The 22540-nt window shown below is 65.2% G+C and carries 25 protein-coding genes and 1 pseudogene; 23 read left to right on the forward strand and 3 right to left on the reverse strand.

Features of this window, described 5'->3' with window-relative positions; genetic code table 11:
• Positions 1–4 precede the first annotated feature (4 nt).
• The 9 genes from H7850_RS14765 to fabI all read left to right on the forward strand — a co-directional run bounded on the left by H7850_RS14765 (position 5) and on the right by fabI (position 9526).
• Positions 5–1207, forward strand: a complete 1203-nt coding sequence (locus tag H7850_RS14765) for an acetate/propionate family kinase (RefSeq protein WP_227370332.1) — start codon at positions 5–7, stop codon at positions 1205–1207.
• The gene (locus tag H7850_RS14770) at positions 1204–2226 is read left to right on the forward strand and encodes a bifunctional enoyl-CoA hydratase/phosphate acetyltransferase (RefSeq protein ID WP_072825522.1); all 1023 of its coding nucleotides are present in this window, start codon (positions 1204–1206) and stop codon (positions 2224–2226) included. The genes H7850_RS14765 and H7850_RS14770 overlap by 4 nt, the downstream gene beginning before the upstream one ends.
• Positions 2226–4007: a PHA/PHB synthase family protein gene (locus H7850_RS14775; protein WP_084671823.1), complete on the forward strand. Its 1782-nt coding sequence runs from the start codon at positions 2226–2228 to the stop codon at positions 4005–4007. Before H7850_RS14770 ends, H7850_RS14775 begins: the two co-directional genes overlap by 1 nt.
• A gap of 102 nt (positions 4008–4109) precedes the next feature.
• Positions 4110–5297 (forward strand): thiolase family protein, encoded by a 1188-nt coding sequence (locus H7850_RS14780; protein WP_072825520.1) that lies wholly within the window; start codon positions 4110–4112, stop codon positions 5295–5297.
• Positions 5298–5366: 69 nt separating this feature from the next.
• On the forward strand, positions 5367–6398 hold the full coding sequence (locus H7850_RS14785; RefSeq protein ID WP_023004656.1) for a zinc-dependent alcohol dehydrogenase family protein: 1032 nt from the start codon (positions 5367–5369) through the stop codon (positions 6396–6398).
• A gap of 73 nt (positions 6399–6471) precedes the next feature.
• Entirely contained in the window at positions 6472–7254 is a 783-nt protein-coding gene (locus H7850_RS14790) for an SDR family oxidoreductase (protein ID WP_072825518.1), read from the forward strand.
• Positions 7255–7321: 67 nt separating this feature from the next.
• Positions 7322–7507 carry a YHS domain-containing protein gene (locus H7850_RS14795; RefSeq protein WP_227370333.1) on the forward strand — a complete coding sequence of 62 codons (186 nt, stop codon included), beginning with the start codon at positions 7322–7324 and terminating at the stop codon, positions 7505–7507.
• 67 nt (positions 7508–7574) lie between these two features.
• Positions 7575–8726, forward strand: coding sequence for an NAD(P)/FAD-dependent oxidoreductase (locus H7850_RS14800; RefSeq protein ID WP_319799289.1), 1152 nt, complete (start codon positions 7575–7577; stop codon positions 8724–8726).
• Positions 8727–8743: 17 nt separating this feature from the next.
• Positions 8744–9526, forward strand: a complete 783-nt coding sequence (fabI, locus tag H7850_RS14805) for an enoyl-ACP reductase FabI (protein ID WP_072825514.1) — start codon at positions 8744–8746, stop codon at positions 9524–9526.
• A 1-nt stretch (position 9527) separates the two neighbouring features.
• Here fabI and H7850_RS14810 read toward each other — a convergent pair whose 3' ends face one another.
• Entirely contained in the window at positions 9528–9929 is a 402-nt protein-coding gene (locus H7850_RS14810; protein WP_227370387.1) for a hypothetical protein, read from the reverse strand.
• On the opposite strand from H7850_RS14810, the pseudogene H7850_RS18345 reads away from it, so the two are divergent.
• The 4 genes and pseudogenes from H7850_RS18345 to H7850_RS14825 form a co-directional block, all read left to right on the forward strand.
• Positions 9846–10259, forward strand: a pseudogene (locus tag H7850_RS18345) (SAM-dependent methyltransferase); the annotation flags it as partial. The gene H7850_RS14810 and the pseudogene H7850_RS18345 sit on opposite strands and share 84 nt — an antisense overlap.
• 64 nt (positions 10260–10323) lie before the next feature.
• On the forward strand, positions 10324–10791 hold the full coding sequence (locus H7850_RS18155; protein ID WP_264477423.1) for a class I SAM-dependent methyltransferase: 468 nt from the start codon (positions 10324–10326) through the stop codon (positions 10789–10791).
• Between the two features lie 127 nt (positions 10792–10918).
• A complete protein-coding gene (locus tag H7850_RS14820) occupies positions 10919–12259 on the forward strand; it encodes an MFS transporter (RefSeq protein WP_179916623.1) in 1341 nt (446 codons plus the stop codon).
• A 186-nt stretch (positions 12260–12445) separates the two neighbouring features.
• A complete protein-coding gene (locus tag H7850_RS14825) occupies positions 12446–13060 on the forward strand; it encodes a hypothetical protein (RefSeq protein ID WP_227370334.1) in 615 nt (204 codons plus the stop codon).
• 26 nt (positions 13061–13086) lie between these two features.
• Here the strand turns inward: H7850_RS14825 and H7850_RS14830 are convergent, their stop codons facing one another.
• Both H7850_RS14830 and merR read right to left on the reverse strand, forming a co-directional pair.
• The gene (locus tag H7850_RS14830; RefSeq protein WP_008957405.1) at positions 13087–14388 is read right to left on the reverse strand and encodes an ISL3 family transposase; all 1302 of its coding nucleotides are present in this window, start codon (positions 14386–14388) and stop codon (positions 13087–13089) included.
• Between the two features lie 78 nt (positions 14389–14466).
• Positions 14467–14913, reverse strand: coding sequence for an Hg(II)-responsive transcriptional regulator (gene merR / locus H7850_RS14835; protein ID WP_006911920.1), 447 nt, complete (start codon positions 14911–14913; stop codon positions 14467–14469).
• A 73-nt stretch (positions 14914–14986) separates the two neighbouring features.
• On the opposite strand from merR, the gene merT reads away from it, so the two are divergent.
• The 10 genes from merT (at position 14987) to H7850_RS14885 (ending at position 22529) form a co-directional block, all read left to right on the forward strand.
• Complete coding sequence (gene merT, locus H7850_RS14840; RefSeq protein ID WP_008957404.1) at positions 14987–15337, forward strand: mercuric ion transporter MerT; 351 nt, start codon at positions 14987–14989, stop codon at positions 15335–15337.
• Positions 15338–15350: 13 nt separating this feature from the next.
• Positions 15351–15647: a mercury resistance system periplasmic binding protein MerP gene (gene merP, locus H7850_RS14845; RefSeq protein WP_006911918.1), complete on the forward strand. Its 297-nt coding sequence runs from the start codon at positions 15351–15353 to the stop codon at positions 15645–15647.
• A 2-nt stretch (positions 15648–15649) separates the two neighbouring features.
• Positions 15650–15907: a mercury resistance system transport protein MerF gene (gene merF, locus H7850_RS14850; protein ID WP_008957403.1), complete on the forward strand. Its 258-nt coding sequence runs from the start codon at positions 15650–15652 to the stop codon at positions 15905–15907.
• Between the two features lie 73 nt (positions 15908–15980).
• Positions 15981–16226, forward strand: coding sequence for a mercury resistance system transport protein MerF (merF, locus tag H7850_RS14855; RefSeq protein WP_008957402.1), 246 nt, complete (start codon positions 15981–15983; stop codon positions 16224–16226).
• Positions 16219–17868 carry a mercury(II) reductase gene (gene merA / locus H7850_RS14860; RefSeq protein ID WP_008957401.1) on the forward strand — a complete coding sequence of 550 codons (1650 nt, stop codon included), beginning with the start codon at positions 16219–16221 and terminating at the stop codon, positions 17866–17868. Before merF (H7850_RS14855) ends, merA begins: the two co-directional genes overlap by 8 nt.
• A gap of 249 nt (positions 17869–18117) precedes the next feature.
• The gene (locus H7850_RS14865; protein ID WP_227370335.1) at positions 18118–18978 is read left to right on the forward strand and encodes a V-type ATP synthase subunit B; all 861 of its coding nucleotides are present in this window, start codon (positions 18118–18120) and stop codon (positions 18976–18978) included.
• A 24-nt stretch (positions 18979–19002) separates the two neighbouring features.
• On the forward strand, positions 19003–19608 hold the full coding sequence (locus tag H7850_RS14870; RefSeq protein ID WP_035557749.1) for a V-type ATP synthase subunit D: 606 nt from the start codon (positions 19003–19005) through the stop codon (positions 19606–19608).
• Positions 19605–21386, forward strand: a complete 1782-nt coding sequence (locus tag H7850_RS14875; RefSeq protein WP_035557752.1) for a V-type ATP synthase subunit I — start codon at positions 19605–19607, stop codon at positions 21384–21386. The genes H7850_RS14870 and H7850_RS14875 overlap by 4 nt, the downstream gene beginning before the upstream one ends.
• Complete coding sequence (locus H7850_RS14880) at positions 21374–21823, forward strand: ATP synthase subunit C (protein WP_035557755.1); 450 nt, start codon at positions 21374–21376, stop codon at positions 21821–21823. Before H7850_RS14875 ends, H7850_RS14880 begins: the two co-directional genes overlap by 13 nt.
• Before the next feature lie 16 nt (positions 21824–21839).
• On the forward strand, positions 21840–22529 hold the full coding sequence (locus H7850_RS14885; protein WP_092848822.1) for a hypothetical protein: 690 nt from the start codon (positions 21840–21842) through the stop codon (positions 22527–22529).
• Positions 22530–22540 lie beyond the last annotated feature (11 nt).

Genomic DNA, 22540 nt, shown 5'->3' on the forward strand with positions numbered 1-22540 from the left:
GTCAATGTCGACGATGCCAGCCATTCTGGTGGTCAACTGTGGCTCATCCAGTCTGAAGTTTGCCGTGTTTGGTCTGGCTAATGGCCTCAACCGTCAGTGGTGGGGAGCGGCCAGTGGCATCGGTACCGAGCAGGGACGGCTTCGCGTGATGGAAGCCCGGGGGCAAGTACTCGCAAATAGCGATGTGCGGCTCGCGGATCATGCGGCGGCCATCGCCCACCTCGGCGAGGTCCTGCATCAGCAAGGCGAAGGACTCCACCTGGTGGGTATCGGCCATCGAGTGGTTCATGGTGGGCCGGACTGCGACTGTTCGCAGCGCGTCGACGACGCGCTGCTACGCCGCCTAGAAACGCTGATCCCGCTGGCCCCGCTGCATCTGCCGCACAACCTGGCCGGCATCACCGCCATGCGTGCGCATTTCCCCGATGTGCCCCAACTCGCCTGCTTCGATACGGTGTTCCATCATGGCCTACCCGCGGTCGCCCGACACACCGGGCTGCCGCGCGAGTACGAGGCCCAGGGCGTGCGTCGCTATGGCTTTCACGGGCTCTCCTACGAATTCATCGTCGAGAACCTGGTGCGTCGCCACGGCCCTGCGGCACTTTACGAACGTCTGATCGTCGCTCACCTGGGCAATGGTGCTTCCCTGGCAGCCATTCGCGGTGGGCACAGCGTCGAGACGACGATGGGGTTCAGCGCCCTTGGCGGCATGCCCATGGGGACCCGCAGCGGCGATCTGGATCCCGGCATCCTACTGTATCTAGCCGGGCAGCAGGGGCTCGATCCCCAGGCGTTACAGACGCTGCTCTACCGGCGCTCCGGTTTGCTGGGTCTCTCCGGCGTCAGCGCCGATATGCGCGAACTTTTAGCGCGCCGTAATGACATCCCGGAGGCCGCCCAGGCGATCGACTTCTTCTGCCATCGTGCCCGCCTCTTCATCGGTGCCCTGAGCGCCGCGCTCGGTGGACTGGACCGGCTGATCTTCACCGGCGGCATCGGCGCGAACGCGCCGGCCATCCGCATGCAGATCTGCGATGGCCTGGCGTACCTCGGCGTCACGCTGGACCCGCAGCGCAACCGCGAGTCGGAGCCGCTGATCTCCGCCGCCGATGGTTCGGTCCAGGTGGAAGCCGTGACCACCGATGAAGAACTGATGATCGCCACGCACGTGCAGCGCTTGTATGGCGACAGACGGGAGGACACATGACTCACAGAGCAGTTCAACGACTTGCCACGCTCGATGACCTGGTTCAACAGGCCCGGGACGGGGACCCGATCCGGGTCGCCGTGGTCAACGCGGCCCAGGCCTCGGTGCTGGAAACGCTTCACGACGCGGTGCGACTCGGGATCGCCGAGCCCCTGCTGATCGGGCGTTCGGCCGAGATCGCCGAGGTTGCGTCGGCACTCGGCTGGGACATCGACCCGGCATCGGTGATCGAGGCCGGCTCGGAGGCCGATGCCGCCCGCCGTGGGGTGGAACTCGTGCACAGCGGCCATGCCGATGCGCTGATGAAGGGGCACATCCACACCGATGCGTTCATGCGTGCCCTACTCGATGGTGAACGCGGCCTGCGTCAGCCCGGTAGCCGCGTCAGCCACGCCTTTCTGGTAGACATACCCAATTGCCCACGCCTGCTCGCCATCAGCGATGCGGCGGTGAATATCATGCCGGACCTCAACGCCAAGGCACAGATCCTGCGGAACGCCATCGCGCTGATGCAGATGGTCGGCGTCGAGACGCCCCGGGCGGCGGTGATCTCGGCGGTAGAGACCGTCAACCCGGCGCTCCCCTCCACCCTGGACGCCGCCTGTCTGACGCTGATGGCCCGGCGCGGACAGATCACCGGCGCCGAGGTCGATGGCCCGCTGGCTTTCGACAACGCGGTCTCCGAGCATGCGGCTCGGGAGAAAGGTATCGACTCCCCGGTGGCGGGCCAGGCGGACATCCTGCTGATGCCGGACCTGGTCTCCGGCAACGTCCTGGCGAAGAACCTGGAGTACCACTCCGGCGCCACCGCGGCGGGCGTGGTCATGGGGCTGATGGTGCCGGTGGTGCTGAGCTCTCGGGCCGACCCGCCCAAGGCACGCCTGGCGGGGTTGGGGGTCGCGGCCTTGATGTACCGGGCGGGCATCCGCCTGCCGGCCCCAACCGTACCGGAGACGGAATCCGCTTTCCACTGCGCGCCGCAGCCCGAGTCGGCCTGCTGCCCCAAGGAGGTGTGCTGATGGACGCCACCGTCAAGACGAACGATGCCACCACCAAGGCGAATACCACCGACGCGTCGACAACGACCGCATCAAAAGCGACCGTCGACCAACAGCTGAACGCGATGATCGGCATGCTCTCCGGCGGTCTGTCACCTAGCGCCGTCCAGCAGGCCTGGTGGGACTGGGCACAGCATCTCGCCGCCTCACTGGACACGCAGGCCAGGCTTGCCAAAAAGGCGGCCCGCCAGTGGCAGCGCTTCCGGGCCTACTCCGAGCGAGCTTGCCAAGACCCCGGGTGCGAACGCTGCATCGAGCCGCTGCCCCAGGACAAGCGCTTTCGTGGCGACGCCTGGCAACGGTGGCCCTTCAACGCCCTCTACCAGGGCTTCCTGCTGCAGCAGCAGTGGTGCCACGCGGCGACCACCGGCGTGCCGGGGGTCTCGCGCCATCACGAGGCGATGGTGACCTTCGGCGCCCGGCAGTGCCTCGACGTGTTCTCGCCGTCGAACTACCTCGCCACCAATCCGGAGCTGATCGAGCAGACGCTGCGCGAGGGTGGCGCCAACCTGGTCCGAGGCGCCGCCAACTTCCTGGAGGACTGGCAACGCCAGCTGGCGGGGCAAGGCCCGGCGGGGGTGGAGGACTATCGGGTCGGCCAGGAGGTGGCGGTGACGCCGGGCCAGGTGGTCTACCGCAACCGGCTCATCGAGCTGATCCAGTACGCCCCCGCCACGCAGGAGGTCCATGCCGAGCCGGTACTGATCGTGCCGGCCTGGATCATGAAGTACTACATCCTCGACCTCTCCCCGGAGAACTCCCTGGTGCGGTATCTGGTGAGCAAGGGCCACACGGTGTTCGTCGTCTCCTGGAAGAACCCGGGTAGCGACGAGCGGGACCTGGGCATGGCCGACTATCGCCGGCTAGGCGTCATGGCGGCGCTGGACGCGGTGACGGCCATCTACCCGGCACAGCGTATCCATGGGGTGGGCTACTGCCTGGGCGGGACCCTGCTGTCGATCGCCGCCGCCGCCATGGGCCGGGACGGGGACGAGCGCCTCGCCAGCCTCACGCTGTTGGCCGCGCAGACCGACTTCAGCGAGGCCGGCGAGCTGATGCTGTTCATCGACGAGGACCAGGTGCGCCTTCTCGAGGACATCATGGCCGTGAAGGGCTATCTGGACACCCGGCAGATGGCCGGGGCCTTCCAGCTACTGCGTTCCAAGGACCTGATCTGGTCGGCGATGGTGCGCAGCTACCTGGCCGGCGAGCGCCCCCCGATATTCGACCTGATGGCCTGGAACGCCGACGGCACGCGGATGCCGGCGCGTATGCACAGCGAGTACCTGCGCAAGCTGTTCCTCGACAACGATCTCGCCGGCGGGCGTTACAGCGTCGACGGCCGCCCCGTGTCCCTGACCGATATCCGTATCCCCGTGTTCGCCGTCAGCACTCGGAAGGATCACGTCGCCCCCTGGCGCTCGGTCTACAAGATCCAGTGGCTGACCCGGACGGAGGTGACCTTCGTGCTTTCCAGCGGCGGGCACAACGCGGGCATCGTCAGCCCGCCCGACCACCCCCGTCGCGTTCACCAGATCTCGACCATCCACCAGGGGGAGCCGTTCGTGGACCCGGATGGCTGGCAGGCCGAGGCGCTGCACCACGAGGGCTCCTGGTGGCCCTGCTGGCAGGGCTGGCTGGAGACGCACAGCGGCGAGCGCGTCCCGGCCCGGGAGCCCGGCGCGACGGCAGGCTACCCGGCCCTGAATGAGGCCCCGGGGCGTTATGTCCTGGAGCAGTGAGCCCGTCCCACGGGCCTGGAAGGGGGTCGGTGCAATCGAAGACCCCCAGAGCAGCCGTGCCGAAGGGCGCGGCCAAAGCCATAGTCAGCGAGGTAAGCAACCATGAAGGAATCCAACGTCGTTCTCTGCGCCCCGGTGCGCACGGCCATCGGCACCTACGGTGGCACACTCAAGGGCATGCCGGCACCCGAGCTCGGTGCTACCGCCATCGCCGAGAGCCTGCGCCGCTCGGGCTTGGCCCCCGAGGACGTGCAGAGCGTGGTGCTGGGTCAGGTGGTCCAGGCCGGCGCCAAGATGAACCCGGCGCGCCAGGCCGCGATCCATGCCGGCTTGCCGGTGTCGGTGCCGGCGATGACGGTCAACCGGGTCTGCGGCTCCGGCGCCCAAGCCGTGGCCAGCGCCGCCCAGGAGGTGATGCTCGGGCATCTCGACTGTGCCATCGCCGGCGGAATGGAGAATATGGACCTCGCGCCCTACCTGGATCTCGCCGGACGCTGGGGCCATCGCATGGGCAATGCCGAAATCTACGACAGCATGCTGCGCGACGGGCTCAATGATGCCTTCTCCGATCAGCACTCGGGGTGGCACACCGAGGATCTGGTCAGCCGCTTCGGCATCAGCCGCGAGGATCAGGACCGCTGGGCGGCGCGCAGCCAGCAGCGCTTCAGCGAGGCGCAGGCGGCAGGACGCTTCGACGTCGAGATCGTGCCGCTCGAAATCAAATCCCGCAAGGGCACGGTGGCCTTCGAACGTGACGAGCACAATCGTCCGGACGCCACCGCCGAGGGCCTCGGCAAACTCAGGCCGGCCTTCCGCAAGGACGGCACCATCACCGCCGGCAACGCCCCGGGGCTGAACACGGGCGCGGCGGCGATGATCGTCGCTGATCGCGCCTGGGCGGAACGCCATGACCTCGAGCCCATGGCGCGGCTAGTGAGCTACGGTATCGGCGCCGTCGAGCCCGGCTACTTTGGCCTTGGCCCGGTGCCGGCGGTGCAACAGGCACTGGCACGTGCCGGCTGGAGCATGGGTGATATCGAGCGCATCGAGATCAACGAGGCCTTCGCGGCCATCGCCCTTGCTCTGACCCGGGAGCTCGGGCTAGCCGAGGACATCGTCAACGTGGAAGGCGGCGCGATCGCCCACGGCCATCCCATCGGCGCCACCGGTGCGGTGCTGACCACCCGGCTGTTGCACGCCATGGTCCGAGATGACGTGCGCCGCGGCGTGGTCACCTTGTGCATCGGTGGCGGCCAGGGGGTGGCGCTGGCGCTGGAGCGCCTAGCGTAACCGCGAATCAACCCGTACGCGCGGCTCGCTATGAAAGTGCCGAGCCGCGCCACTCAAGGAGGCAACATCATGAAAGCACTCGTCTATCATGGTCCTGGCCAGCGTCGCTGGGAGGACAAACCGCGCCCAGGCATCACCAAGCCCACGGATGCGGTGGTGCGCATTACCCATACCACCATCTGCGGCACCGACCTGCACATCCTCAAGGGCGACGTACCCGCCGTGGAGGATGGTCGTATCCTCGGCCACGAGGGCGTCGGCGTCGTCGAGGAGGTCGGCGACGGCGTGAGCCATATTCAGGTCGGCGATGAGGTGCTGATTTCCTGCATCACCTCGTGTGGCCGCTGCGACTATTGCAAGCGGGGTCTCTATGCCCACTGCCGCGACGGCGGCTGGATCCTCGGTCACCTGATCGACGGCACCCAGGCCGAGTACGTGCGTATCCCGCACGCGGACAACAGCCTGCACCGTTTACCCAAGGACATGGACCGCGCCGCGGCGGTAATGCTCAGCGACATTCTGCCTACCGGTCATGAGATCGGCGCCCTGAACGGCGAGGTGGGGCTCGGCGACACGGTGGCCATCGTCGGCGCCGGCCCCATCGGCCTGGCAGCGCTGATGACCTCCCGCTTCTACTCCCCGGCGCGGATCATCATGGTCGACCCGGACGAGAACCGCCTGGCCATGGCGAAGCAATTGGGCGCCACCGACACCATCGCCCGGGAGCCGATCGATGCCATCGACGAGCTGACCAATGGCGAAGGCGTGGACGTGGCCATGGAAGCGGTAGGCATTCCCGAAACCTTCGACATCTGCCAGCGCATCGTCCGCCCGGGGGGGCATATCGCCAACATCGGCGTACACGGCAAGAGCGTCGAGTTCCGCCTACAGGATCTGTGGATCAAGAATGTCACGGTGCGTACCGGCCTAGTGAACACCAACACGACTCCGGTGCTGATGCGCATCGTCGAGGCCGGTGGCGTCGAGCCCGCGGGTTTGGTGACCCACCGCTTCAAGCTCGACGACATCGAGAAGGCCTACGATATCTTCAGCGAAGCGGCGAAGGAGCAGGCCATCAAGATGCTGCTGACCGCCGAGTGATGCTCACCCTCATCGGAAATGACGGTCACTTCGAGGCCGCTGAATATCGATCATGCGAATAAGGAGCACAAGCATGGAGTTGAAAGGCAAGACGATCGCGATCACCGGCGCCGCCCAGGGGCTTGGTCGAGCCATGGCGGTACACCTCGCACAATGCGGTGCACAGCCCGCCCTGCTGGACAGGGATGAGGAGGGCCTGCGGCAGACCCACGCCGCTTGTGGGCAAGCAGGAGCGCGCAGTCGGTACTATCCCGTGGATATCACCGAGGAAACCCAGGTGGAAGCGTGTTTCCAGGCGTTGGCGAATGATTTCGGCACACTGGATGGGGTGATCAACAACGCCGGCATTACCCAGGATGGCCTGCTGGTCAAGGCCAAGGACGGCCAGGTCGTCAAAAAGATGTCATTGGCGGACTGGGACGCGGTCTCGCATATCGATATGCGTGGCGTCTTTCTGTGCGCCCGAGAGGCGACGGCGCGCATGATCGAGGCCCGAGCGGATGACACCGCCCGCCAATTCCCTGGGCTGATCCTTAACATTTCGAGTATCAGCCGTGCGGGCAATATCGGGCAGACCAACTACTCGGCGGCAAAGTCGGGGGTGGATGCGATGACCGTCACCTGGGCCAAGGAGCTCGCCCGCCACAACATCCGTGTCGCCGCCATCGCTCCAGGATTCTTCCGCACGGCCATGGTCGAGGCAATGCCCGACAAGATCCTCGACAAGCTGCGGGCCCAGATCCCGCTGGGACGGCTCGGCGATCCTGAAGAGGTCGCGCACGCGGCGCAGTTCATCTTCGAAAACGACTACTTCAATGGCCGCATCCTGGCGTTGGATGGCGGGCTGCGTTTGTAGACGGGGGCGCAGCAAGAAGGCGTGGTTCTGACTTATAAAGGAGTGAACAGCAATGAAACGCGAACGCGTGGAGCAAAAGTCTTTCGTGGATCCGGTTTGCGGCATGCAGGTCAGCTACAAGACCGCCGCCGCGGAGTCCGACTATCACGGTAAACACTATTACTTCTGTGCGACGGCCTGCCGCGAACAGTTCGACGCGGATCCCGCGCGCTATGTTCGTACGCACCGCCAGCATGGGTCGAGACGTGGGTGAACGTCGAGGCCCTTCAGCCGTGATCCAGGCCCCGACCGTCTGCGCCGATCCCACGCACCGGGAGCCCGTGACCGTGATCGGCGCGGGCCCCGCCGGGCTGGCCTGCGCCATCGTTCTGGCGCGCGACGGGCAGCGCGTGATCGTGCACGAGCGCCGCGGCCGCGTTGGCGCCCGCTTCCACGGCGACTTCCAGGGGCTCGAGAGCTGGAGCGACGGCATCGATGTACTCGATGAGCTCACGAGTGCGGGAATCCGGCCCAGCTTCGAGCATCATGCCATCTCTCGGGTCACGGCCTTCGATGGCTGGGGCGGTCGCCACGAGGTTCGCTCGGACAAGCCGTTGTACTACCTGGTGCGGCGTGGGTCGGGAACGGATACGCTGGATCACGCGCTGTTCGAACAGGCCCAGGCCAGCGGCGTGGAGGTAAGGCTGTCCTCTCCCATCAAGAGTACTTCCGGCCCCGCCGTCGTGGCCACGGGGCCGGTGCTCGCCAACGTCATGGCGGTGGGCTACCTGTTCGAGACCACCATGCCGGACGGCCAGTGGGCCTGCTTCAGCGACCGCCTGGCGCCGGGCGGCTACGCCTACCTGCTGGTGCGGAATGGCCAGGGTACCGTCGCCACCTGTCTGTTCCGGGAGTTCACCCATAGCGACGCGTTCCTGGCGCGCACGATCGCCTTCTTTATTGAGCATGCCGGGCTGGACATGCGCGCCGCGCGTCCTTTCGGTGGGGTCGGCAACTATGGACCGCCCTGCCGGGGCGAGCACGAGGGACGCCTGCTGGTGGGCGAGCATGCGGGCTTTCAGGATGCACTGGCGGGCTTCGGCATGCGTTATGCCCTGCGCTCGGGCGTCCTGGCCGCGCGCAGCCTGCTGGAGGGTAGCGATTACGACTCGCTGTGGCGACGCTCGCTGCTGCCGGCCATCCGCCAGGGCATCGGCAACCGACTGCTGTACGCGAAGGTCGGTGACCGAGGACGACGGGCCATGTTTCGCCGGCTGGCGGCGGGAGATGCGCGCCCGATGCTCGCCAAGCTATACCGCCCGAGCCTGTTGGGCCGGGTCCTGTACCCATTCGCGCGACGCCACGGACGCATACCCCAGCACGATCCGGACTGCTGCGACAACGCCTGCACCTGCCTGCGTTGCCTGTGCGGGCGTCATATCAACTCGGGGGCCGCCGCGTCGCGGCAGGATCCTCGGCCGCTGGAATTCTAGGGAGATAGAAAACAAACATGGAAACCATTGACATGAAAGGACGCAAGGGCTTGGTCGTGGGCATCGCCAACGAACATAGCCTGGCCTGGTCGGCCGCCCGGCATTTTCGCCATGCCGGCGCGGAGTTGGCGCTTACCTATCTCAACGACAAGGCCCGTCCCCATGTCGAGCCGCTGGCCCGGGAGGTGGATGCCGGGCTCTTGCTGCCCTGCGACGTGACGGTGCCGGGGCAGCTGGAGGCGGTGATCGAGGCGATCCGCCAGCGCTGGGGGCGGCTGGACTTCCTCATGCACGCCATCGCCTGGGCCCGCAAGGAGGAGCTGCACGGACGCCTCACGGACTGCTCGGCGGAGGGCTTCGCGGAGTCGATGCTGGTGTCCTGCCACTCGCTGATCCGCATGGCCCAGTTGGCCGAGCCGTTGATGGACCGGGGCGGCAGCCTCATGACGCTGAGCTACGTCGGTGCCGAGAAGGTCGTCGATCACTACAACGTCATGGGGCCCGTCAAGGCCGCGCTGGAGGCCTCGGTGCGCTACCTGGCCCACGAACTGGGCCCCCGCAACATCCGCGTCAACGCGCTCTCCGCCGGTACGGTCAAGACCCGGGCGGCCTCCGGTATCGAGCATTTCGACGAACTGCTCAACGAGTCCGCGAAGCGGGCGCCGCTGCGCCGCACCGTGGAGGCCGACGAGGTCGGTCGCACCGCGCTGGTGTTGGCCAGCGACTACACCACGGCGATCACCGGCGAGGTGCTCTACGTCGACGCCGGCTTTCATGCCGCCGGCATGGTATTTCACTGAGTCATGACATTTCACTGCAACTAGCAAGGAGGCTTCCATGATGTTGTCGGCATTTCTCAGCCGCATCGTTCGGGTCGGAGAGCTCACGGTGATAACGCCGTCCGGGCGGCGGCAGCGTTTCGGGCCGGGTGGCGCGCCCGCGGTCACGGTGCGGCTCCACCACCGGGCGCTCTATCGCAAACTGATCATGAACCCCGATCTGTATCTGGGCGAGGCCTACATGGACGGGACCTTGACCGTGGAGGAGGGGAGCCTGCGCGACTTGCTCGAGCTCTGCACCGCCAACGGCGAGGCTCTCGATAGCCATCCGATTCAGCGGGTGCGGCGGCGGCTCGGCCGGCCCCTGCGTTATCTGCAGCAGTACAATCCGCTCGGCCGCTCGCGCGCGAATGTCGCCCATCATTACGATCTCTCGGCCGAGCTGTTCGATCTATTCCTCGACCGGGATCGCCAGTATTCCTGCGCCTATTTCCCGGACGGCAACGAGAGCCTCGAGCAGGCGCAGGAGAAAAAGAAGCGCCATATCGCCGCCAAGCTGTTGTTGCAGCCGGACATGCGCGTGCTCGATATCGGCTCGGGCTGGGGCGGCCTCGCCCTGCATATCGCCGAGAGCGCCGGGGCCCGTGTCAAGGGGATCACCCTCTCCGAGGAGCAGTTGAAGGTCGCCCAGCAGCGGGCGGTGCGCTCCGGGCTGGCCGAGCGTGCGCGCTTCGAGCTGCTCGACTACCGAGCGGAGCGCGAGGTCTACGACCGGATCGTCTCGGTCGGCATGTTCGAGCACGTCGGGGTGTCGCACTATGGGGGGGTTCTTCCGCACCCTGAAGGGCCTGCTCAAGCCCGACGGCGTCGCCCTGATCCATGCCATCGGGCGCATGGAGCCGCCGGGGCAAACCAATCCCTGGCTGCGCAAGTACATCTTCCCGGGCGGCTATTGCCCCGCGCTCTCGGAGGTGCTGGCCGCGGTGGAAAAGGCCGGCCTGTGGGTAACGGACATCGAGGTGCTGCGCCTCGACTATGCGGAGACGCTGCGGGAGTGGGCGCGACGCTTCGCGGCCAACCGCGAGCAGGTGCGTGCATTCTACGACGAACGCTTCTGTCGCATGTGGGAATTCTATCTAAACATGTGCGAGATGGCCTTTCGCAACGGACCGATAATGGTCTTCCAGATCCAGCTCACACGCCAGCGGGACGCCGTTCCCTCGCACCGGAACTACATCGCGGATTGGGAGCATGCCCTGGAAAACGACGCCAACGAAGTCGCGTGAGCGGGTCGGGTCGGAAGGTGGTTTTACTGTTGGGAGCGGTGCTCGCCGGATTCCACTGAGGTGAGTAAGGAGACTTCATGGTATTTTTGGCATTCTTCAGCCGTCTGGCTCATGAGTACGGTACCGCATGAGCGAGAACGGAAAGCTAAGTAATGGCGACACCGACGTGAGCCTTGATCTCGGGCATCCGCGAGACCCGAACGGCAATGCGAGCGACCGTTCGATTGGTGTGGTGGCAAAATCTAGCGCTGGTTTCAATACCCTGCTCGCCGCCACTTTCGTCGTCTTCCTCGGCTACGGCACGGTGCTGCCGATCCTGCCGCTGTTCCTCGACCGCGTGCTGGCAGTGACTACCCCCGGGGACGTATCGCTGCACACCGGGCTGCTGACGGGGGTGTATACGCTGGCCTTGTTCGGCTTCGCCCCACTATGGGGAAGTCTCTCCGACCGCCTGGGCCGGCGGCCCGTCCTGCTGTGGGGGCTGGCAGGGTTTGCACTGGCCATGCTGGGGTTCAGCCTGACTCGAAACCTGCCACTCGCCTATGGAGTACGGGCCCTTGCCGGCGCCTTCGCGGCGGCGGTGATCCCGGTGGCACTGGCGCAGGCGGCCGAGTGTGACGATGCGACACGCCGTGCACGTCGTTTCGCTTGGCTCAGTGCCGCCTCCACCCTGGGCTTCCTGTCCGGCCCCATGCTCAGCGGTTGGCTCGCCAGCATTCCGATGGTGATGCCGCAATCCGAGATGCTGCTCGGCGGACCCGTGGCCTGGCCCTTCGTGGTCACGGCGGGACTCGCCGGTGCGGTGTGGCTGTTGCTCTACCATCACGTTCGCGAACAGTCGGCACACCGTCCGCCTGCCGACGAGCCTGCCGGTGAGCCGGCGTCGCCTCGGGCCATCGGTGGCTTTCTGACGCTGACGCTGCTGGCGATGCTGGGCCTGGGGGCCTTCGAGGTGGGCCTCAGCCTGCAGGCGCGACAGTCAATCGGTCTCGACCCCTTCAGGGTCGGATTGCTGTTCACGGAGTGCAGCCTGGTGATGCTGGCGGTGCAGCTGCTGTGGTCGGCATACCCACCGAAACGACTCTCCCCCGGCCATCTGATCGGCGGGGCCTTCCTGCTGATGGCCGGGGGCATTCTCGGCCTCCCCTACGCCTCGGGCTTCTGGGAGGCATTCGTCGTGGTGGGGCTGTTGGGCGCCGGATCGGGACTACTGATTCCTTTGCTGGCCTATCAGGTCTCCCTGGCCAGCGGGCCGGCACAGGGTGCGGCGCTGGGCAAGCAGACCGCCTTGGCCAGCCTCGGGCAAGCCGTGGGGTCTGCGGGCGCCGGGATGCTGTTCGTGGGTAGTGCGCTCGGCACGTACTGGGGGCTTGCGGTCGTGCTTTTCGTTACTGCCATCGTCACTTTCGTTGTTCACTATCATCCTCGCGTGATAGCACTGGTTAAACACGCACCGCGTCAGGATTGAAGGGGAATGTTTCCTGTGTTTTTCAAGCTTGATATGGGTCAATGGGCAGATGGCATCACTGGCCTAAAGTAAGGGGACCGCTTCCCACCAGCGGCTTTCCCTCTCGACGAATTTCGCGTTGTCCCCGGCAGCGTCGCTTGCATCGTGCCGAGACAACCCCCTCTTGTGTGGAGTCATCGGCCCGGCATGTCACAACCCCTCAGTCACTATCGCAATATCCTCAGTATCGTCGGCGGCATCGTCCGAGTACGTGTGCCCCAAGGCGATGAAAACCGAGCCTCCCCGGCGCGCTTTCGCGATCTCGCCAGCCTGCGCAAGGCCGACGGCGAGACGGTGCTCGCCCAGGTGATCCGCATCGATGACGATGTGGTCTCGCTGCAGGTCTTCGGCGGTACCGCCGGCCTGACCACCCAGGCCTCGATCCGCTTCCTCGGTCACCCCATGCGGGTCATCTGCTCCCAGAATGTGCTGGGGCGGGCCTTCAACAGCCTCGGCGAGCCCATGGATCGCGGCCCGGCGCTCGGCGAGGATCGTCGAGTGGACATCGGCGACCCCTCGGTGAATCCCATGCGCCGGGTGATGCCGAGCCGCATGATCCGCACCGACGTGCCGATGATCGACGTCTTCAACACCCTGGTGGAGAGCCAGAAGATTCCCATCTTCTCGGTGGCCGGGGAGCCCTACAATGCTTTGCTTGCTCGCATCGCCATTCACGCCGATGCGGACGTGGTGGTGTTCGGCGGCATGGGGCTGATCTTCGACGACTACCACTACTTTCGGGGTATCCGGATTAAGTGGTAGATGGAGCCCCTTGCTCCTTCGAACCCTTAACTCTTCCAGAAGGTTGATAGATCGACGCCGTAGTTTTTCTCAGGCTCGGGAAGACCCATGCTGTAGGTCATGGTGGCCTTGCCCAGGAAGGGGGATTCCTTGGTCTGCGGCACCTTCTTCTTGTGCTTGGTGGTGTAGAGCATCCGGGCCCGCATCACCTCGAATGAGTAGCCACGGCCATCGCGGTTCTTATCCTTGGCCAGCCGGTTGATTGACTCCGTGAAGGCGTTGGTGATCGGGATGTCGGTCTCGAAGTAGGTCAGCATCTCCTCATGCCAGCCACTGATAGCACTGACGAGATCTTTCCAGACCTCCTTTTGCCCCTGTGGGATGTCGTCAATCCAGGCAGTCAGCGCCTTCTCGGCGTCACGCCGGGTTGTGGCGTCCCAGATGTGGAAGAACCGCTCCTTGTGCTCGTAGGCCGCCAAGAGCTGGGGGAATGCCCCTGTCCAGGTCTCCATGATGAGCCGTTCGCGATCTGAGACATCGTGAGCGCGCTTCAGCAGGATCTTCCGGTCACCCTTGAGGGTTCGGCGCTGGTTGGACGTCAGCTTTTTCCTGAGCCCCTTGCGGACCTTTTCCAAGGCCTCGTTGGCCATTCGCACGACGTGGAACTTATCGACCACAATGCGAGCCTGCGGCAGCACCGCCTGGACAGCACGGCGGTAGGGTTTCCACATATCCATGCTGACGATCTCGACCTGGTGGCGCTCGGTCATGCTCATGAGGCGCCTCGTCACCGCGTCCTGCTGGCGACCGGGCAGCAGGTCCAGTAGGGTACGCTCCTCCAGGTTGGTCAGGATGCAGCGGTAGCGGCGGTTCAGGTACAGCTCGTCGATCCCCAGGCAGCGGGGTGTCTCGAAGCGATGCCAGGCTGCCAGGAACTCAGCCTTCTTCTTGAATATCTCGCGGACAGTCTTCTCGTCGAGGCCCGTGGTATCAGCCACGTAGGCGTAGGGGTGATTGAAGGCTTCCTTCTCGACGTGGTTGTAAAGCCTCCGCGTCATGCGGTGATCGTCTACCATTTCCGGAAGAGCTGGCCGGAACGTCCTTCCACACGCCCGGCAGGTGTAGCGGCGACGGACCACCCAGAGGGTGACCCGCCTTCCGTGGATGGGTAGGTCGCGATAGGCCACATCGCGCTTGCCGAACCTGACAAACTCACTCTCAACGCCGCATTCCTCGCAAGCTAGAGGCTCAGGAGCTTCGACCTGGTAGTGGAGATCATGCTCTTCCATCTTGGTGGCTAGGACGTGGTACTCGGGAAGGTGCAGGATGTTGTCAGGCAAGCTGGTCATGCAAACTTTCCTTGTCGACATGGTCCATAGATGATTGCGACTCTTTGACCGCGTTGTTTTCTACGAACTGAAGGTGATTTACTCCCTTGGGTCTTCTGCTTCTCTGAGCCCTTCATGCAATGACGCAATTAGCGGGCAAGTGATATTGCCTTGTTGTGCATGGCATCGGTCGACCATTTCGCTCAGCACCTTCTCAATTCTTTCAAGCCTGTCGATCTTCTCGCGAACGTCCCCTAACTTGTGCTCTGCGAGAGCACTGGCTTCTTGACAGTGGGCGCCATCTTCCAGCCGAAGTAGGTCACTGATCTCATCCAGACTAAAGCCCAGCTGCTGCGCCGTTTTCACGAACGTCAACCTGTCGATATCGGCGGCACTATAGCGTCGAATACCTCCGGGAGGTCGTTCGGGCTCCGATAATAGCCCTCGTCGCTGGTAATAGCGGATTGTCTCGACATTGACGCCGGCCGCCTTGGCCAGGCCGCCAATGGTCATGGTGTCCGCCACTTTATCTGCATGTCTCTTCATGATGCTTGACTCCGTACCAAGCTACGGAAGTAACCTTATCGTAGCTCCCCCCATCCCGAAAGGAGAATCGTCAATGCGGACACCTAAAACGGGGCGAGGGCCCCTGGCCGCCGGAGGAGTCGCGGCCCTCCTGGCCTCGGCGTGTTGCCTCGGCCCGCTGGTTCTGATCACGCTGGGCGTTTCCGGCGCCTGGATCAGCAATCTGGCGTCGCTGGAGCCCTATCGCCCGCTCTTTATCGGCGTCGCGCTGGTGGCGATGTTCTTCGCCTGGCGTCGCGTCTTTCGGCCAGTGGAAAAGTGCCAGCCGGGAGAGGTGTGTGCCGTGCCACGGGTCAGGACGGGCTACAAGGCGATCTTCTGGCTCGTATCGCTGCTGGTGCTAATCGCCCTGGTATTCCCCTACGTCTTGCCCTTGTTCTATTAAAAGGAGATCTACCATGAAAGCTCGTTTCGCCTTCATCGCGCTACTCGCCCTGCTCAGCACGCCCGCCTTAGCGGCCTTGCAGACCGTGAAGCTGTCGGTGCCGGGCATGACCTGTGCCGCCTGCCCGATCACCGTCAAGGCCGCCCTCAACAAGGTGGACGGCGTCTCGCAAGTCGACGTGAGCTACGCGGATCTCGAGGCCGTGGTCACCTTTGACGACGCCCGAACGTCGGTGGAGGCATTGACCGAGGCCACCACCAACGCTGGGTATCCATCAACCCCGACATCCTCGCAAGCGGATCGAGAGTGATCATGAAGAATCCCAAGACCCTGCTGCGCGTGAGCGTGATCGGCACCGTCCTGGTGGCATTGTGCTGCTTTACGCCGATCCTGGTGATCCTGCTTGGCACGGTGGGCCTGGCGGCGCTGACGGGCTATCTCGACGTTGTGTTATTGCCGGCCCTGGCCTTCTTCATCGGCCTGACCATTTATGCGATTTGGCGTAAGAAGCAGTTCGACGCCTGTTGTGACAACGGCTCTATCAAATCAAGGAATACGCCCCCTGAGTGACATCAAGCAGCTGCACATCGCGGTCATCGGGTGAGTTGTTTACGAGCTTGTCCGTCACGGTGAAGGAATAAGCGTGAAAGATTCGCAGAAATTTATAAGCGTCGTGCTTGGCACCGGGTTGATGGTGCTGTGTTGCGCCGGGCCAATCGCCCTGGTGCTATTCGGTACGGCGGGCCTGGCCGCGTTGGCAGGCTATCTCGATTACCTGCTGTTTGCCGTCCTGGCCATCGTCATCGGCTTACCTCTCTACGCGCGATACCACAAGCGGAAGCAGGATGCCGGCTTTACTAATGAAGACTCGGAGAAACGTGATGATTGAACTCAACGTGAGCGGCATGACCTGTGACCGCTGTGCGGATCATGTCAGGGAAGCCTTGGAGAAGCTGCCCGGCGTGCAGTCGGTGGAGGTATCCTATCCTCAGAGGACGGCATCGGTAGCCGTTGATCCGGGGACACCGGCCTCGGCGTTGACGTTTGCCGTGACCCGACTTGGCTACCAAGCTCGACTGGCCAACAGTGGGCCCACTTCCCCGGCAGGCGCATCGGTGTCCAAGGGCCGTGATGAAGACGCCCCGCACATCGCGGTGATCGGCAGCGGCGGCGCCGCCATGGCGGCGGCCCTGAAGGCCGCCGAGCGCGGCGCCCGGATCACCCTGATCGAACGCGGCACCGTCGGCGGTACCTGTGTCAATACAGGCTGTGTGCCTTCGAAGATCATGATTCGCGCGGCCCATATTGCCCACTTGCGTACGGAAAGTCCCTTCGATGCAGGCCTGAGCGCCCAGGCGCCGGTGGTGGATCGGGCCAAGCTGCTCGAGCAGCAGCAGCGACGTGTCGAGGAACTGCGTGACGCCAAGTACGAGGGGATTCTGCGCGACCACCCGGCCATCACTGTCCTGCACGGCGAGGCCCGGTTTATCGATGCCCATAGCCTGATGGTCAAGCTGAACGAGGGCGGCGAGCAGGTCGTCCACTTCGACCGCGCCTTCATCGGTACTGGCGCCCGACCGGCAGTACCGCCGATCCCGGGTCTTGCCGACACCCCCTACCTGACCTCTACCAGTGCTCTGGCCCTGGACACTCTTCCCGAGCGGCTGATTGTGATCGGCGCCTCGGTGGTGGCCCTGGAACTGGCCCAGGCCTTCGCCAGGCTGGGCAGCCGGGTCACGGTGCTGGCCCGCAGCCGCCTGCTCTCCCAGGAAGACCCGGCGGTAGGGGATGCGGTGGAGGCGGCGTTTCGCCGCGAGGGCATCGAGGTCCTCAAGCAGACCCAGGCGAGCCGTGTGGACTACACCGACAATGAATTCATTGTCGACACCAACGCCGGCACCTTGCGGGCGGATCAACTGCTGGTGGCCACCGGACGGACACCCAATACCGAGGCCCTGAACCTGGCGAGCCTCGGCGTGGAAACCGCACATGGGGCTATTCTGGTCGATGAGCATCTGCACACCACGGTGCCGGGGCTCTATGCCGCCGGTGACTGCACCGATCAGCCGGAGTTCGTCTATGTCGCCGCCGCCGGGGGCAGCCGGGCTGCCGTCAACATGACCGGGGGCGAAGCCACCCTGGACCTGAGCGCCATGCCGGCGGTGATCTTCACCGACCCCCAGGTGGCCACCGTCGGCCTGACGGAAGCCGAGGCCATCGAGCAAGGCTTCAGCGTCGATACCCGTGAGCTGGACCTGGAAAACGTGCCGCGTGCGCTGGTGAATTTCGACACCGGTGGTTTCATCAAGCTGGTGGCCGAACGCGACTCGGGCCGGTTGCTGGGGGTGCAGGCGGTGGCGGGGGAAGCCGGTGAGCTGATCCAGACGGCGGTGATGGCGCTACGCGCACGCATGACCGTACACGACATCGCCAATGAGCTGTTTCCCTACCTGACCATGGTGGAAGGGCTCAAGCTCTGTGCCCAGACTTTCACCAAGGATGTGACGCAGTTGTCCTGCTGTGCCGGGTGAACGATATGAGCGCGACCGTGGTGCCACTGGGCGGCGGCACCACGGGTTTTGGGCATGGACACCACAGGGAGCCCTGTCACGATGAACACGACACTACCAGATTGCGGGATGATGGGGGCGATGGGCTGGATAATGCCAGTGATCGGAATTGCCCTACTATTGCTACTGGTCCTGGGCATCGCCTGTTTGGTGAAGTATCTGCTCTCTAGCAAGTGAGCGTACTCAGCGAGCCATCAACCAGCCAATCCGTTGTGGGTTGAGTTTGTCGGCCACCTTTCGCTCTCGCATACCAACCAGATAATCCGGATACCCTACTTTCGCCAGCGCTTCCTCGACGCCGGCGTGTTCGCCCATACGGTGATGTTCGCCAACCTGGCCTCGGACTCGGTGGTGGAGCGCCTGCTGGTGCCGGACATGGCACTGGCGGTGGCGGAGCGTTTCGCCGTGGAGGAGGGCAAGCGGGTGCTGGTGCTGCTCACGGACATGACCGCCTTCGCCGACGCCTTGAAGGAGGTGGGCATCAGCATGGAGCGAGTGCCGTCGAATCGCGGCCACATGGGGGATCTCTACTCCCAACTGGCGCGGCGCTATGAGAAGGCCTGCGACTTCCACGGCGCCGGCTCGGTCACGGTGCTCACCGTCACGACCATGCCCGGCGACGACATCACCCACCCGGTACCGGACAACACCGGCTACATCACCGAGGGCCAGTTCTACCTGCGCGACGGCCGGATCGATCCCTTCGGCTCCCTGTCCCGGCTCAAGCAGCACGTGATCGGCAAGAGCACCCGGGAGGATCACGGCGCGCTGATGAATACCATGATCCGGCTGTATGCCGGCGCACGGGACGCCCAGCAGAAGCGCGCCATGGCCTTCGAACTCTCCCGCTTCGACGAAAAGCTGCTGCGCTTCGGTGAGCTGTTCGAGACCCGCTTCATGGATGTCTCGGTCTCCCTGCCCCTGGAGCGCGCCCTGGACCTGGCCTGGAAGACCCTGGCGGAATGCTTCGAGCCCCAGGAACTGCTCATGCGTCAGCAGCTGATCGACAAGTTTTTTCCCGGCAAGCAGCAACAGCCCGGCGAGGAGACGCCAGCCGATAGCATGGCGTAGTCATCGGAAAAAGGATGTGGTGGCGTGGCACGACTCTCATTAAACAAGACCGCCCTGCACCGGGAACAGTCCCGGCTCCGGCAGTTCCAGCGGCTGTTGCTGTCCCTGGACCTCAAGCGCCGCCAGCTGATCGCCGAGCGCCGGCGCGCCCGGGAAACAGTGCAGGCCAGCGAGGCGGAGCTGGACGCCCTGGTGGCCCGGGTGCGCGAGCGGCTACCCATGGCCGGGGACGACACCCTGAAGATCGAGAATCTGGCCCAAGTGACGGCTGTGCGGCTGCGCGAGCACAACCTGCTCGGCGTGCATCTGCCGATGCTGGAGGGTATCGATATCGACCTCGCCGACTATCCGGCGCTGACCACGCCCCACTGGTTGGATCGCTATCGGGAAGTCCTGCGCGACGCGCTCGCATTGACGGTGCGCCTGCAGGTGGAGTGGGAGCGGCTGCATCGCCTGGAGCGGGCGGTCAGGCGGGTCACCCAGCGGGTCAACCTGTTCGACAAGGTATTGATTCCGCGCACCCGGGAGCATATCCGCCGCATTCGCATCCATCTCGCCGACGGCGAGCGCTCCGCGGTGGTGCGGGCCAAGCTCGCCAAGCGCAAGCAGGCTCAGGGAGCGCGCCGATGAGCATCGTGTCCCTGCGCCGAGTGACCCTGGTCGGCAGCCACGGCGACAAGCCGGCCACGCTGCGCGAGCTGCAGCGCCTGGGCGTCATGCACCTGATCGACCTGGGAGAGACAAGGCGCGACACCCCCACCGGCGCGGTGGCCGGCGACACCCGCAAGGCGCTGGCCTACCTGCTCGACTGCCCGGCCAAGCGCCATCAGGTGCCCAGCGACCCGGACTTCGATCATCAGGCCATCGTCGAGCGCGCCCTGGAGAATCAGCGCCGGATGCGGGATCTGGAGGACAGCATCGACTTCGCCCGGCGGCGTCTCAAGGATCTCGAGCCCTGGGGAGATTTCGACTTCCCGCCCCTGGAAAGCCTCGCCGGGCATCGCCTGTGGTTCTACGAGGTACCCCACTACAGGGCGCGCCAGCTCGCGGAAGTCGAGCTGCCCTGGCAGGAAGTGCATCGCGACAACCGCAACCGCTATATCGCGGTGATCAGTCGGGAAGAGCCCGCCATGGACGCCCTGCCGGTGCCGCGCACCCATACCGGCAGCGTGCCGCGCTGGCGGCTGCGTGAGCAGCTGCAGCGCCTGGTGGTGCGCCTCGATGAGTGCACCGCCGAGCGAGAGGCGCTGACCCGCTGGATTCATCTGCTCCATCGCCATCAGGCCCGGGCGGAGGATGCCACCCGCCTGACTCAGGCCCAGCAGCTCACCCGCGACACGGATGCGATCTTCGCCGTGCAGGGCTGGGTGCCCGAGGCGGCGATCGAGGACGTTCGACGCCTCGCCGAGCAGCAAGGGCTTGCCCTGCTCGACGAGCCGGTGGGTCCCGAGGATCAGCCCCCCACTCTGCTCGACAACGACGAGCGCACCGCCGGCGGCGCGGAGATCGTGCACTTCTATCAGATGCCCGGCTATCGCAGCTGGGACCCCTCCCGGGTGATCTTCTTCTCCTTCGCGGCGTTCTTCGCCATGATCCTCGCGGACGCCGGCTACGCCCTGCTGCTGCTCGGCGCGCTGCTGTTCTTCTCACCACGCCTCAAACGCAGTCGTACGGGATTGCGAGTGCGCACTCTGGGTTTTGCCCTGGTCGGCTTCGCCTTCGCCTACGGCGTGCTTGCGGGCAGCTATTTCGGCTGGAGCCCGCCACCGGAAAGCTGGCTTTCTCACTCGAGGCTCCTCGACGTCAACGACTTCGGTCAGATGATGCAGCTGGCGATCGGCATCGGCCTGGCGCACCTGATCGTCGCCAACGCCACCGTGGCCTGGCACCACCGGGGGCGAGCCGCCATGCTGGCGCCGCTGGGCTGGATTGTCGCCCTGCTGGCCGGTGTCATGCTTTTCTACGGCATGACCGGCGGTGCCGTCGCCATGACCCTGGGGCTGATCGGCGTCTTCGTCTTTACCGATACCCGCCCCATACGTGAACCGCTGGACCTGCTCAAGCGGGTCGGTGGCGGTCTCTACGCCCTGACCGACGTGACCCGGGCCTTCGGCGACGTGCTGAGCTACCTGCGCCTGTTCGCCCTGGGGCTCGCCAGCGCGTCGCTCGCGGTCACCTTCAACCAGCTCGCCGCGGACGCGGCGGCGGCCTTTCCGGGGCTCGGCATCCTGCTCAACGCGCTGATCCTGATCGTCGGCCACGCCCTGAACTTCGTGCTGGCGGTGGTCAGCGGCGTGGTGCACGGACTGCGGCTCAATCTGATCGAGTTCTACCACTGGGGCATCTCGGACGAGGGCTACCCTTTTACCGCATTCGCAAAAACGGAGACCACACCATGGAGCAACTGATTCTCGCCCTGGGCTGGGCGGGCCTTTACGGCCCCATGGCCCTGGGGGCCATCGGCAGCATCATCGGCTGCGCCATCGCCGGCCAGGCGGCCATCGGTGCCCTGCTCGAGACCGAGTCCGGCCACGGGCGCTTCATCGGGCTCTCGGCGATGCCCTCCTCCCAGAGCATCTATGGCATCGTGGTGATGTTCACCCTGCAGCGCCCGATCACCCTCGAGACCTCCGCGGGGCTGTTCTCCGTGGGCATCCTCGCCGGGGTGGCCCTATTGCTGAGTGCGGTCTACCAGGGCAGCTGCTGTGCTTCGGCGATCAACAGCGCGAAGAGCAAGCCGGAGATCTTCGGCCTGTCCATCGCCCCGGCGGCCATCGTCGAAGGCTTCGGGGTGTTCGCCTTCATCTTCGCCCTGGTGATCGGCGGCAATATTCCGGCCCAATGAGTTCGAGGAGATCCTCATGAGTCAAGCGGAATCCCTGCAGGGCGCCTCCTCCGGCGTCGAGGCGCTGATCGAGCGGCTGCGCGGCGAGGGGGTCGAGCAGGGCCGGGAAGAGGCCCGGCGCATCGTGGGGGATGCGGAGCGTCGCGCCACCTGGATGATCGAGCAGGCGGAGCGGGACGCCGAGGAACTGCGTCGGGAGGCCCGAGAGGAAGCCGGGCGCCTGGAAAACGCCGCCAGGGAAGCGCTGCGGGTCGCCGCCCGGGACGCGGTGCTGGAGATGCAGGCCACCCTGACCCACCGCTTTCGCGATCATCTACGCTGGCTGGTGGGCGAGGCCCTGTCCCGGGAGGACCTGCTGCAGCGGCTGATTCTCGAACTCGCCGCCCGCACCCGGGCCGAGTCGCCGCTGGAGGCGGAGAACGACATCGAAGTGATGCTGCCCCGGGACGCGGTGGGGCTGGAGGAGCTGCGTCGCCGCCCGGAAGCGCTCAAGGAGGGCACGCTTTCCTGGTTCGTGGCCGCCCAGGCCCGGGAGGTGCTGCGTGAGGGGGTACGCTTCACCACAGGCGAGCACGCAAGCGGCCTGCGCATCCGCCTGCACGAGCACGAGATGGAGCTCGATTTCAGCGACGAGGCGGTGGCGGAGCTGCTATTGCAGCATCTGCAGCCGCGCTTTCGCGCCATGCTCGAAGGCATCGTCAAGTAGCGATGTCATTA

It is taken from the genome of Halomonas sp. M20, from assembly GCF_020622265.1.
Taxonomy (GTDB): Bacteria; Pseudomonadota; Gammaproteobacteria; order Pseudomonadales; family Halomonadaceae; genus Modicisalibacter.